8 protein-coding genes are annotated in these 12,828 nt (G+C 61.6%); 4 read left to right on the top strand and 4 right to left on the bottom strand.

Annotated features, from left to right (window positions below):
• Nucleotides 1-75 precede the first annotated feature (75 nt).
• On the top strand, nt 76-966 hold the full coding sequence (locus tag NA619_RS08730) for a cache domain-containing protein (protein WP_255961458.1): 891 nt from the start codon (nt 76-78) through the stop codon (nt 964-966).
• Nucleotides 967-1,100: 134 nt separating this feature from the next.
• Nucleotides 1,101-2,792, top strand: coding sequence for a Na/Pi cotransporter family protein (locus NA619_RS08725; RefSeq protein ID WP_255961457.1), 1,692 nt, complete (start codon nt 1,101-1,103; stop codon nt 2,790-2,792).
• A gap of 102 nt (nt 2,793-2,894) precedes the next feature.
• Here NA619_RS08725 and NA619_RS08720 read toward each other — a convergent pair whose 3' ends face one another.
• Nucleotides 2,895-5,450, bottom strand: coding sequence for a TRAP transporter permease (locus NA619_RS08720; protein WP_255961456.1), 2,556 nt, complete (start codon nt 5,448-5,450; stop codon nt 2,895-2,897).
• Nucleotides 5,451-5,573: 123 nt separating this feature from the next.
• Nucleotides 5,574-6,539, bottom strand: coding sequence for a TAXI family TRAP transporter solute-binding subunit (locus NA619_RS08715; RefSeq protein WP_255961455.1), 966 nt, complete (start codon nt 6,537-6,539; stop codon nt 5,574-5,576).
• Between the two features lie 436 nt (nt 6,540-6,975).
• Here NA619_RS08715 and NA619_RS08710 point away from each other — a divergent pair, with 436 nt between their 5' ends.
• Both NA619_RS08710 and NA619_RS08705 read left to right on the top strand, forming a co-directional pair.
• Nucleotides 6,976-8,562, top strand: coding sequence for a methyl-accepting chemotaxis protein (locus NA619_RS08710; protein ID WP_255961454.1), 1,587 nt, complete (start codon nt 6,976-6,978; stop codon nt 8,560-8,562).
• Between the two features lie 165 nt (nt 8,563-8,727).
• Nucleotides 8,728-10,647 (top strand): sensor domain-containing diguanylate cyclase, encoded by a 1,920-nt coding sequence (locus NA619_RS08705; protein ID WP_423836814.1) that lies wholly within the window; start codon nt 8,728-8,730, stop codon nt 10,645-10,647.
• Here the strand turns inward: NA619_RS08705 and NA619_RS08700 are convergent.
• The gene (locus tag NA619_RS08700) at nt 10,636-12,051 is read right to left on the bottom strand and encodes a sensor histidine kinase (RefSeq protein ID WP_255961451.1); all 1,416 of its coding nucleotides are present in this window, start codon (nt 12,049-12,051) and stop codon (nt 10,636-10,638) included. The genes NA619_RS08705 and NA619_RS08700 overlap by 12 nt on opposite strands.
• Nucleotides 12,044-12,715: a response regulator gene (locus NA619_RS08695; protein ID WP_255961449.1), complete on the bottom strand. Its 672-nt coding sequence runs from the start codon at nt 12,713-12,715 to the stop codon at nt 12,044-12,046. Before NA619_RS08695 ends, NA619_RS08700 begins: the two co-directional genes overlap by 8 nt.
• Between the last annotated feature and the right edge of the window lie 113 nt (nt 12,716-12,828).

Here is a 12,828-nt window from a genome sequence, read left to right as displayed (position 1 = left end):
GACATAGGATATTCACGCTCAGGCAGTCCCATGCACCTCTGCAACCTGTCGCCTGCCTCAGGCTAGGAGCACTCGATGAAACTTGATAACCGGAACCTGCTGATTCTCATGCTAGGCGCGGCGCTCTGCGCGAGCCCGCTTACGTTTGCAGCCACCGACGGCGCAACGGCCAAAGGCTCGGTGGAGCGCACCCATGCTCGCCAGGTGAGCACCCTGCTTGAGCGTGCGGTCGCACATCTGCAGGCCAACGGGCCGGACCAGTCCCTGTCCGCCTTCAACGACCGCAACGGCGACTTTGTCGATGGTCAGCACTACGTCTTCGTGCTGGATCTGGACGGCGCCATGCTTGCAAGCAATGGCGCCTCGCGAGCGCTGGTTGGGCTGAACGTGATGGACCTGAAGGACGCATCGGGCAAGCCCTTCATCCGGCAGATCGTCGAAGGCGCTCAAGCTGCCGACAGCGGTCAGGTGCAGTACCACTGGCTGAATCCGGTGGACAACAAGGTCGAGAGCAAGACCAGCCTGTACCGCAAGGTTGGCGAGCAGATTCTGGCAGTGGGCTATTACATACCGCGCTCGTCCGCCGAGCATGCGCAGAAGATGCTCGATGAAGCCGTGGCGCTGATTAAAAAATCAGGCGACGAGGCGGCGTTCAAGGCGTTCAACGATCCCCAGGGCGGCTTCGTGATGAACGACGAATACGTTTTTGCCATCGGCCTGGAGGATGGCAAGTATCGCGCCAGCGGCGCCTCGCCCAATCTGGTCGGCGTCGATGTACGTGAGATCACCGATGCCGCCGGCACGCCGCTGTTCAAGCAGATGATCGCGCTGGCCAAGGACAAGGGCATCGGGACGGTCGACTACGTCTGGCGCAATCCGGCCACCAACGCAGTGGAGAAGAAACACTCGTTGATCCGCCGGGTCGACGATGTGCTGCTCGGTGTCGGCTACTACTCGCCGAACTGATACAAGCGCAGCCGTTCATGACAATCTCGTGAACGGCCGGGCCACGTCCATGGTCAACCGGATAACCCACAGTTCACCTGCCGCCCCTGGCGAGGATAGCTGTGCCCGTTGATCCCGAGCCGGAGGCCTGCCTGATGCTGACGTTATTGCATTTGCTGTCTTCCATCGCGCTGCTGGTCTGGGGCACGCACATCGTGCGCACCGGAATCATGCGGGTGTACGGCTCGCACTTGCGGCGGCTGCTGGGCCACAGCATGGCCAACGCGCCAGTGGCGTTCAGCGCGGGCATCGGCGTGACAGCGCTGGTGCAGAGCAGTAACGCTACTGCCCTGCTGGCCATTTCCTTCGTCGCCCAGGGGCTTATGGCATTGCCCACGGCACTGGCGATCATGCTGGGCGCCGATGTCGGTACAGCGCTGATGGCGAGGGTACTGACGCTCGACCTGTCGTGGCTGTCGCCGCTGTTCACCCTGGTCGGCGTCTGCCTGTTCCTCTCACGCAAGCAGACCCGTGCCGGACAGCTGGGACGTGTGCTGATCGGTCTCGGCCTGATCATCCTGGCGCTGCAGTTGATCGTCGCCGCTGCCGAACCCATCACCGAAGCCCGCGGCATGCGCGTGCTGTTTTCCTCTCTGACCGGCGATACCTTGCTGGCGGTGCTGGTCGGTGCGCTGTTCGCAGTGCTGTCTTACTCAAGCCTTGCGGCCGTGCTGCTCACCGCGACCCTGGCCAGCGCAGGCCTGATCAGCCTGCCGGTTGCGCTCGGTCTGGTCATCGGCGCGAACGTCGGCAGCGGCCTGCTGGCGTGGCTCAATGCAACGCCGCAACCCATCCCTGCACGCCGGGTAGCGCTGGGCAATCTGCTCTACAAGCTCGCCGGGCTGGTGGCCCTGCCCTTCCTGCCGATGCTGGTGGAATGGATGGGTACGTTCGGCTATAGCGCGCAAACGCAGGTAATTGCCTTTCATCTGGCATACAACTCGTTGCGCTGTCTGATCCTGCTGCCCACGGTCAGCCTGATGGCCACGCTCTGCGAGCGCCTGTTGCCAGAGCGGGTAGTCGATAACGGCATTGCACAACCTCGACATCTCGACCCCACCGCACTGGATACTCCGACGCTGGCACTCGCCAATGCCACACGCGAAACCCTGCGCATCGGCGATCTGGTGGAAACCATGCTGGCGCGGCTACTCGAAGCGCTGCGCGAGGATCGGTCAGAACCGGGTGAGGAGATTCGCCGGCTGGACGACGACGTCGATGCGCTCTACAGCGGCGTGAAGCTCTACCTGGCGCGAATGCCTCGCGAGGACCTGGCCGAGCAGGAAAGCCGGCGCTGGGCGGAAATCATCGAACTGGCGATCAATCTGGAGCAGGCCGGCGACATCATCGAGCACATGCTGGGCAAGGTGCAGAACCTGAAGATATCCAAGCGTCGTTCCTTCTCCGACAGTGGGCTGGACGAACTCAGCCAGCTGCACGGCTTGCTTAGCGCCAACCTCAGCCTGGGGTTGTCGGTGTTCCTGTCAGGTGACTCGCACAGCGCGCGCCAGCTGCTCCAGCAGAAGCGCCAGTTCCGCAAGCGCGAACGTGAGCTGGCCCATGCCCATGTGCATCGGCTCCATCAGCAAGTGGTAGAGAGCATCGAGACCAGCGCTGCGCATCTGGAGCTGATCGCCGACATGAAGCGTCTGAATTCGCTGTTCTGCAGTGCGGCCTATCCGGCGCTGGAAGGCACAGGCAGCGCAAAGACCCGCACCGGCGAGAGCCATGCAGAGCGTGAATCACGAATCAAACAGCAGCAGCTGGCGCCCGGCAAGCCGGCCTGACCGACTTCCACTTCAACTCTGCCGGTCATCTCCCCAGACCGGTCGCAAAAAAAAAGCCCCGGTGGTGCGAGGCACCAACGGGGCTTTAATCAGGCTGACAGATCAGCTTTTGATGCGGCGGCGACGCTGCATCCAGTAGATCAAGCCAAACAGCAGGAAGCCCGGAATCCACATAAATTCCTTCGGCCAGCGATCCGTCGGCGCGCGGACGCGAAGGATTTCCTGGTCGAACTCAAGGCCCGCCTCGGCAGCAGGGCTGCCAAAGGTCACGCTGTCGATCAGGATCTTGCCGCCTTCCTCATAGGTCATCAGGCCGATCTTCTCCAGCTTTTCCTCACCGCTTTCGCCATCCGGAATGGCCAGCAGGACGACAAACTCACGCGTATCGCCAACTTCGTTTTCGCCCATCACGCGCAAGCGCAGTTGGCTGTCTTCCTCCACATCGCCCAGCGCCTGCACCAGCTCGGTCGGCTCGATGTCGCGATACGGGTCGTGGACCATGTCCATCCAGAAACCTGGGCGGAACAGGGTGAAGGCCACCAGCAGCATCAACAGGCTTTCGTACCAGCGACTGCGCACCAGGAAGTAGCCCTGGGTGCCTGCGGCGAAAATCAGCATGGCAATGGTCGCCACGATGAAGATCAGCACGCCGTGCCAGAAATCCACGTCGATCAACAACAGATCGGTGTTGAAGATGAAGAGGAACGGCAATGCGGCTGTTCGCAGGCTGTAGTAGAACGCCGTGATACCGGTCTTGATCGGATCGCCCTTGGACACGGCCGCCGCGGCAAAGGACGCGAGCCCCACCGGTGGCGTGACGTCGGCCATGATGCCGAAGTAAAAGACGAACAAGTGCACGGCAATCAACGGCACGATCAGGCCGTTCTGCTGCCCCAGCGCGACGATCACCGGCGCCAGCAAGCTGGACACCACGATGTAGTTCGCGGTGGTCGGCAGACCCATCCCGAGGATCAGGCTGAGGAACGCGGTAAGCAGCAGCATCAGCAGCAGGTTGCCCATCGAGAGCAGCTCGACCAGATCCGCCAGTACAAGGCCAACACCCGTCTGCGAAACCGCACCGACGATGATGCCCGCAGCCGCGGTGGCAATGCCGATGCCTATCATGTTGCGCGCGCCGGCGATCAAGCCTTCGCGCAGATCGATAACGCCGTCCTTGAACGTGCCGTGCTGATGGGTACCGTCCTTGCGCAGCATCGACAGCAATGGCCGCTGGGTAAGCAGGATGATGACCAGCATCACCGAGCCCCAGAATGCCGAAAGGCCCGGTGACAGGCGCTCAATCATCAGGCACCAGACCAGCACCACGACCGGCAGCAGGAAATGCAGCCCTGAAAGCAGCACGGGGCGCGTTTCTGGCAGCTTCTCAAGCGGTGCATCGGGGTCTTCCATCGGCAGCACCGGATTGCTCGCGGCAATCTTCAGCAGGCCCAGATACACCAGCGCCAGCAACGCTCCGATCACCCACAACGCGGCATCACCGAGCGCCGGTTTCAGCCAGCCCAGGCCGTAATAGACACCCAGCGACAGGCCGGAAATCAGCGCGGCGCCGAATGCGAAACCGATCAATCGCTGCATCCATGGCTTGGCCACATTCGCGCGCGGTAATCCCTTGAGACCGAGTTTGAGTGACTCGAGGTGGACGATATAAAGCAAGGCGATATAGGAGATCAGTGCTGGCAGAAAAGCGTGTTTGATCACCTCGACGTAGGGAATGCCTACGTACTCGACCATGAGGAACGCCGCGGCGCCCATCACTGGCGGCATGATTTGCCCGTTGACCGACGAAGCCACTTCAACGGCGCCCGCCTTTTCGGCAGAGAACCCGGTGCGTTTCATCATCGGGATGGTGAAGGTACCGGTGGTTACCACGTTGGCAATCGATGAACCGGAAATCAGGCCGGTCATCCCGGACGCCACCACCGCTGCCTTGGCAGGACCGCCGCGGAAATGCCCGAGCATGCTGAAAGCCAGCTGAATGAAATAGTGCCCCGCGCCTGCGCGTTCAAGCAGCGCGCCGAACAGAACGAAGAGGAAAACGAAGCTGGTGGAAACACCCAGGGCAATACCGAACACGCCTTCGGTGGTGATCCACTGGTGGTTGGCCAATGCCGTGAAACTGACGCCGCGGTGAGCCAGCAGCCCAGGCATCCAGGGGCCGGCGACGCTATATGCCAGGAACACCAGCGCGATGATCGCCAGTGGCGGGCCCAACGCGCGACGCGTGGCCTCGAGCAGTAGCGGAATACCGATACAGGCGGTAACCAGATCCATGGTGGTCAGGTTGCCGGGGCGCTGCGCCAGCTGCTCATACACAATGAAGAGATAGGCCGCCGTAGAAGCTGCTACCAGGCCCAGAGCGATATCGACCAGGGGAACGCGGTCTCTGGGTGATTTCTTGAATGCGGGGTAGGCCAGAAACGCCAGCAACAGCGCAAAAGCCAGGTGAATAGAGCGTGTTTCAGTGTCATTCAGTACGCCGAAACCCAACACGAAAGGCAGCGGCGAGGCGATCCACAGCTGGAACAGCGACCAGAGCAGGGCGAGTCCGGCAATCACCGCGGACATCGTACCGACGGGCGTACGTGCGCCAACGTCCTGGGCGATTAGCTCTTCAGTGGACAGTTCTTTGTCTTGCATGAAATGTGGCCTGTTTTTTCAGGTAACGGAACCGCGAAAACCCGTGGCGCGAGGCGCACGGGTTTTCAGACGAAAGCCGCGGACGGCAGGCCCGCCACTCGAGAGGAGCGGGCGAGCTGGCCGTTACATCCAGCCACGTTCCTTGTAGTAGCGCTCGGCACCTTCATGCAACGGGGCCGACAGACCTACCTTGATCATGTCTTCCGGCTTCAGGTCCTTGAACGCAGGGTGCAGACGCTGGAAGCGCTCGATGTTCTCGAATACTGACTTCACCAGCTGGTAGACCACTTCGGCATCAACCTTGGCAGTAGTCGACAGAACCGCCTTGCCACCGATGGACTGCGTGGCATTGTCGTTGCCCTTGTACAGACCGCCAGGGATTTCAGCCTTGGTGTAATAGGTCTTGTCGGCCAGCAGCTTGTCGATTTCCGGCCCGGTGATTGGCACCAGAACGGCATCTACAGTGGTGGTGGCTTCCTGAATCGCGCCATTGGGATGACCGACGAAGTAGGTCATGGCATCGATGTTGTTGTCGCCCAGCGCGCTGGCCTGTTCGGCCGGCTTGAGTTCAGCAGCGAGGCTGAAGGCCGACTTGTCCCAGCCTTTTTCCTTCATAATTTCTTCGAGGGTGTCGCGCTGACCGGAACCTGGATTGCCGATGTTGACGCGCTTGCCCTTGAGGTCATCCAGACCCTTGATGTTGGCGTCACGGCGCGCCAGGACTGTGAAGACTTCGCTCTGCAGCGAGAAGACGGCACGGATGTCGTCCATTTTGCCTTCGCTCTCGAAAGGAGCCACACCTTCCATCGCCTTGTACTGGTGATCGGACTGCATGATGCCGAAGTTGAACTCACCGCTGCGCAGACCGTTCACGTTCGCCACGCCGCCGCCGCTTGCCGGAGCGTTGCACTTCAGATCCTCGGCGTTACGGTTGACGAAACGGCAGATCGACTGACCGGCTACGTAGTAAACGCCAGTCTGACCACCGGTACCGATGGTCACGAATTTCTCTTGCGCCTGAGCCACACCGCTCAGACCAGTCCCCGCCAATGCGGCGGAAAATATCCATGCCAAGGATTTGCCTTTCATGGATTCACTCCTTTATTGGTTGTTTTGGAATTTGCCCCGCCGACCTCGTGAGCCTGACGAGAAGTCCGGAGTCTAGCAGGCCGCTGCGTCGGTAACAGCTTGGACCGCAACTCGAGGCTCATCATCTGATTGTGATTCTCCGGATCAGACCTATCTGAAGGCTGAGTGTTACTCGCGCTGGGAACAAATCCCGGATACCTATACAGAAACTGTACAAATAACTGTACAAGCACGATTTAACGTATAAGATCCGCGCATGGCACAGAGCCATCACCCGGTTTTTTGTACGGGCTTTACACGACCAAGAAAGATAGGAACCGTTTGGAAGTCCGTGGATTCATCGCGAGGTGAGTGGCAGGGAATGCGCGATGCGCCCGCCTGGGTATCGGTCAAGACGTCCGTGGCGACACATTCATGTAGACCCGAGAAACCCACCATGCGCCTGAACCTCCCGATTACCGGACGCGACGTCTCATTCAGTGAGACAGCCAACATACTGTCCACCACCGACCTCAACGGCGACATCACCTACGTAAACCCCGACTTTATAAAGATCAGCGGTTTCGAAGAGAACGAACTGCTGGGTCAGCACCACAACATAGTCCGCCACCCTGAAATGCCGCCCGAAGCATTCGGTGATTTGTGGTCCAGCGTTCGCGCCGGCAAATCGTGGATGGGCATGGTGAAAAACCGTTGCAAGAATGGCGACCACTACTGGGTCAGCGCTTTCGTCACGCCCATCAGCCGCAACGGAAAAGTGGTCGAATATCAATCGGTACGGACCAAACCTCAGGCCGCTCAGGTAGCCGCGGCCGAGAAGTTGTACGCGCAACTGAAGGAAAAACGCCCTCCCGCTGCACTGCGTCGGGCACCCTTCACCGTGCGCAGCCGGGTGGCCCTGCTCGCGGCGCTGGGCACCGTGCCCTTTGTTGTCGCGGGCGGGCTGTTGGGTGGAGCAGGCTTGGTGGTTACGTTAGCGACTGCGGCGGCGGCTGCATTAGGCGCCGGCAGTCTTGCTTGGATGGCACTGGCACCGTTGCAGCGTCTTGCTGAACAGGCGCGCCAGGTGGGCAACGATGCGGTTGGCCAACTGGTCTACACCGGCCGCCGCGATGAGTTCGGGCAGATAAGCTTCGCTATGAAGCTGCTCGAAACCGAAGCGGGGGCTATGGTCGGACGAATCGGGGATGCCTCTCGTCAGTTGAGCCTGCATGCCCGCGAGCTCGTAGGTGCCATGGATAGCAGCGCGCAAAGCGCATCCCGCCAGCAGAGCGAAACCGATCAGGTGGCGACGGCTATCAATCAAATGGCAATGAGCATCCAGGAAGTCGCCAGCAACGCCCAGCGCACCGCCGAAGCGGCCAGCCGAGCCAATAGCGAAGCGGCGACGGGTACTGATGTAGTCAACCGCACCGGCGTGGCCATCGGCCGACTGGCTCAGGACATTCAGCAGGCCGGGGACGTCATTCACGAACTGGAGGCACACAGCAAAGACATCACCAAGGTTCTGGACGTCATTCGCGGCATCGCCGAGCAGACCAACCTGTTGGCACTCAACGCCGCCATCGAGGCGGCCCGGGCTGGCGAACAAGGCCGAGGTTTCGCTGTGGTCGCGGACGAGGTTCGCAGCTTGGCATCGCGCACCCAGCAGTCGACCCAGGAAATCAATGCGATGATCGCAGCCCTGCAAGGCGGCGCACGGCAGGCAGTGCAGGTAATGCAGCGCAGTCGTGAACAAGCGATGGAAAGCGTCGAGCAGGCCGAGCAAGCAGCTCGTTCACTTCAGGGCATCAACAATCGGGTGAACGAGATTAGTGATATGAGCCTGCAGATCGCATCGGCCGTCGAAGAGCAAAGTGCCGTGAGCGAAAACATTAATCAGAATATTGTGAGCATTCGCAGTGGCTCTGACCAACATGTGGAACGAGGCCTGCGCGGCCGGGAAACTGCTACGGGTGTTGCTCAGTTGGCTGACAGCATGGAAATGCTGGTTCAACAATTCTGGACACGGCGACGCGGATAGGCGGGGCTATAGTTCTTGCGTCCGTTCCGATAGGTGGACAAGCCTTTGGCAGGTCTGGCGGTGGTATCAAAGCGACATTAGCCGTATCTTTTGAAGGCCATTACCACTGCTAGACCCTCACGCCCGCCTAGCGTAGCGGCGGGGTCGCAAGATGAGACTTTGCGCTTGATGCGATCACGCCTGCTCCTGCTCTTTTGCCTGCTCAGCGCACTTGCCGGCTTGATCTCGAATCAGGCGATCGCGGCAATTGCGCCCAGCATGGTCCATGAGGGACGCGCAGCCCTCAAGGCTGGCACCATCGAATGGGTGCCCGGCCACCGTGACGCCGATTTCGAGACGGCGCACAACGCCAACTGGTCATGGCAACCCTTGCAAAAACCGAATCTGGGAAAGCAGAAGGAAGGCGTGTGGTTGCGCTTCGCTGTCGATCGCGATAACACCGGTGACGACCGCTGGTTCCTGAGCCTGAAGTGGCCTGTCCTTGACGAGGTGCAGCTACGGCTGTTCTTCCCTGCCGAAGATGAATGGGGGCCATTGATGCGCGCCGGAGATCACGTGCCGATGCGTGAACAGCCCGTAGCGGATCTGAATCTGGTGTTCCCACTGGAGGTGAAGGCCGGCGAACACGCAGTGGTGTACATGCACCTGCAAACCTGGGGCATGATGGCGGTGCCGCTGGTCATATCCGACGAACCAGGCTTCGTTGCCGGCAAGATCAAGGACGTGGCGATGATCAGCCTGTTCTTTGGAGGCATGCTGGTGATCCTGCTCTATAACAGCAGCCTGTTCGTGTTTACCCGCGACCTGAGCTATCTGCTCTACGTTCTCTATCTACTCAGCGCCCTGTTTTATGTTGTGGCGATCACCGGGTTCGGCCAGTTGTTCTTGTGGCCGGAAACACTCATCGCCCGGCGCTTCTATGGCCTTTCCGCTGCGCTGTGTTTCTTTACTCCACTGGTGTTCGCAACACGCTTCCTGAGCATCCGTCGTTATGGTGGCTGGGTCTGGCTGGTGACCTGGGTGTTGATGGTGTACTGGGCGACGGCGATCATGCTCATCCTGCTCGCCCCGACACTCACGCGTTATCTCGCCAGCGAAACGATGGCGCTGGTTCATTGCGTTCTGACCATGGCGGCGGTCATCAGCCTGTGGCTCCGGGGTAACCCCTCGGCGCGCTTGTTCGCTATCGCCTGGTCGACGCTGCTGATCGCAACCATCGCACATCTGCTTGCACTTGAAGGCGTGCTGCCGCTGAATACCTTGACTTTGTATGGCCAGCTGATTGGCATGTTTGCCGAGTTCGTGCTGCTTTCTATGGCGCTGGCCCAGCGCATCAACGTGGAGCGCGAACGCCGCATCCTCGCGCAGCAAAGCGTGCTGCACGCCTCCGAGGCGCTGGCCATCGAACGTGAGTCGCGACTGCAGGCGCAGCAGCAGGCCCTCGATGTGCAGATGCGGGCCAATGAGGCGCTCGAAGCGCGCGTGTACGAACGCACCCGGGCGCTGGAGGATGCCAAGCGAGGTCTGGAGATGGTCAATGAGCAGCTCACCCGCCTCAGCATTACCGACGCCCTGACGCAATTATCCAACCGAGGTCATTTCGACGTGATGATCGACGAGGAGATCCGCCGCGCGCAGCGTATCGAGATGCCGCTTTCGGTGCTGCTGCTGGACATCGACCACTTCAAGCGCGTCAACGACACCTACGGCCATCCGTTCGGCGATGAATGCCTGCGTCTGGTTGCCGACACCCTCAAGCACCATGGCCAGCGCGCCGGCGATGTGGTGGCCCGTTACGGTGGTGAAGAGTTCGTCATCACGCTGCCGGGCATAGATGCTACCGAGGCCGCCGAACAGGCCGAACGCATCCGCGCCGCCGTGGCGGCGCTGCAACCGCGCTGTGGTGAAACCCGGCTTCAGCTGACCATCAGCATCGGCGTGGCGACCCTGCAGCCGCCGGCCCAACGTACGCCGGCGCAACTGCTTGCGGCTGCCGATGCGGCGCTCTACCAAGCCAAGCACAACGGGCGTAACCAGGTAGTAGTTGCCGAGCCACTTCAGGCCATGGAGCGTTCAGACAGCTGAGTTTGCGGCTAAGGCCGGGAACCGCACCTTGACCAGCAAGCCACCCGACTCGCCCTGATCGAGTTCGATGGTAGCCCGATGGGCGCGGCTGATTTCACCGACGATGGCGAGGCCGAGCCCCGCACCCTGCCCTTGCTGCTGCACCCGGTAGAAGCGCGCGAAGACTTTTTCACGCTCCTGCGGGGCAATGCCCGGCCCGTCGTCTTCGACTTCCAGCACGCCCTCCTGCCTGACCCGCAGGACCACATTGCCGCCGCTGGGCGTGTGAGCCAGCGCGTTGTCCAGCAGATTGCTCAGCAGCTCGCTGAGCAGGGTCGGTTCGCCGTCGATCCACACCGGCTCGTCTGCTTCGAGCGCCAGCGCAACACCCCGTTTGTAGGCGAGCGCCGCCATGGCCAGGCCCAGCTCGCGGGCCAGCTGGCTGAGGTCGAGGCGCTGTGCACCACCTTCGGCGATCGACTGCGCGCCACTTTCGATACGCGCCAGTGACAACAGCTGGTTGGCCAGATGGATCACCCGATCGGTGTGCGCCTCGGCTTCCTCAAGGGTTTCCTGCCAGCGCTGCGGTTGCTGCTCGCGCAGGCCAAGCTCGATTCGCGCCTTGAGCGCCGCCAGTGGCGTACGCAGCTCATGCGCGGCGTCGGCAATGAACTGCGCCTGACGTTCGAACTGCGCGCGCAGCCGCTCGGTGAAGTGATTGAGCGCCGCCACCAGGGGCTTGAGTTCGCGCTGTACCGTGACCATTGGCAGCGGACGAAGATCGTCCGTCTGGCGCAACTCGACCGCCTCGCTGAGCTTGCCCAAGGGCCGCAGTGCCGCGCTGACCGCCAGCCACACAAGAACCAGCGCAGCGACCGCCAGCAGACCGACCCGCCATAGCGTATCCACCAGCAGACTGCGGGCCATGCGTTCACGCGCGCCCAGCGTTTCGGCGACGCGAATCTCGGCGATGCCAGTGAGCTCCGGCTCGCTGACCGGCTGCAGCAGGCTGACCAGCCGCACGCCCTCCCCCTTGAACTCACCGTCGTAGAAGCGCGCCAGCGCCGGATAGTCATCGGTGCGCAGGACCTTCGGCCCTGGTGCCGGCAGAGCCTCGTAGCCGCTGACAAGCAGGCCTTCGGTATCGAGCACCTGATAGTAGATTCGTCCAGCGCTGTCGTAGGCAAAGGTGTCCAGCGCGACGTAGGGCACGTTGGCACGCAGCTGGCCGTCATTGGCGACCAGGCCATCGGCAATGGCGCGGGCCGAGGCCAGCAAGGTACGGTCGTAAGCGGTGTCAGCGGCGGCGCGGCCGTTCCAATAGGCGCTCCAGCCGCTGAAAAGCAGCAACAGCGCCAGCAGCACCGCCAACCGAAGCAGCAGCCCGGCACGCAGACTGCCGGCGCGCGGAGCCTCGTCAGGCATCCATGCTCTCCAGTAGATAGCCGAGTCCTCGGAAGGTCACGATGCGCACGGCGCTGCCTTCGAGTTTCTTGCGCAGACGATGTACGTAGATCTCGATGGCATCGGCACTGGCATCCTCGTCCAGGCCAAATACCTGAGCTGCCAGCTGATCCTTGCTCATCACCCGTCCGGGCCGGGTGATCAGCGCCTCCAGCACGCCCTGCTCGCGAGAGGTCAGGCTCAGCGCTTGCCGGTCGAGACTGAAGCGCCGCGCGTCCAGGTCATAGACCAGTGGACCGCAGCTCTGCTGACGCTCGCCCGCCGCCACGCTGCGCCGCAGCAATGCCTTGACCCGCGCCTCCAGCTCCGAGAGCTCGAAGGGTTTTGCCAGATAATCGTCCGCGCCCAGATTCAGGCCATGCACCCGATCGGTGACATCGCTGCGCGCCGTGAGCATCAGTACGGGCAGCGTCTTCCCCCGTTCGCGCAGGCGCGCCAGCACCTGAAAGCCGTCGAGCCTGGGCAGGCCCACATCGAGAATCGCCAGCGCGTAGTCCTCGGTGGAGAGCGCCAGGTCCGCCGCAACGCCGTCATTGAGCAGGTCCACGGTCCATCCGCTGGCGCGTAGCGCCTGCGCCACGCTTTCAGCCAGTTGGGGATGGTCCTCGACCAGAAGAATCCGCATTGCCTGTCCTCTGCCACATACGGAACGGGCCGCCAGTGTAGCGGCAAGGCGCGCCAGGCGCTGCTTTCAAGGCTGAAAGCCTGCTGAAAGTTTCGCCGCCTAGGATCGGTCTC

The organism is Stutzerimonas stutzeri (assembly GCF_024448895.1).
GTDB lineage: Bacteria > Pseudomonadota > Gammaproteobacteria > Pseudomonadales > Pseudomonadaceae > Stutzerimonas > Stutzerimonas stutzeri_Q.
Note: the sequence above shows the minus strand (reverse complement) of the source record. Positions and strands in the feature narration are given on the sequence as shown.

Coding starts and splice junctions, on each gene's coding strand:
- NA619_RS08715 (WP_255961455.1), bottom strand. CDS start 6,539: ATGAAAGGCAAATCCTTGGCATGGATATTTTCCGCCGCATTGGCGGGG.
- NA619_RS08710 (WP_255961454.1), top strand. CDS start 6,976: ATGCGCCTGAACCTCCCGATTACCGGACGCGACGTCTCATTCAGTGAG.
- NA619_RS08730 (WP_255961458.1), top strand. CDS start 76: ATGAAACTTGATAACCGGAACCTGCTGATTCTCATGCTAGGCGCGGCG.
- NA619_RS08720 (WP_255961456.1), bottom strand. CDS start 5,450: ATGCAAGACAAAGAACTGTCCACTGAAGAGCTAATCGCCCAGGACGTT.
- NA619_RS08700 (WP_255961451.1), bottom strand. CDS start 12,051: ATGCCTGACGAGGCTCCGCGCGCCGGCAGTCTGCGTGCCGGGCTGCTG.
- NA619_RS08695 (WP_255961449.1), bottom strand. CDS start 12,715: ATGCGGATTCTTCTGGTCGAGGACCATCCCCAACTGGCTGAAAGCGTG.
- NA619_RS08725 (WP_255961457.1), top strand. CDS start 1,101: ATGCTGACGTTATTGCATTTGCTGTCTTCCATCGCGCTGCTGGTCTGG.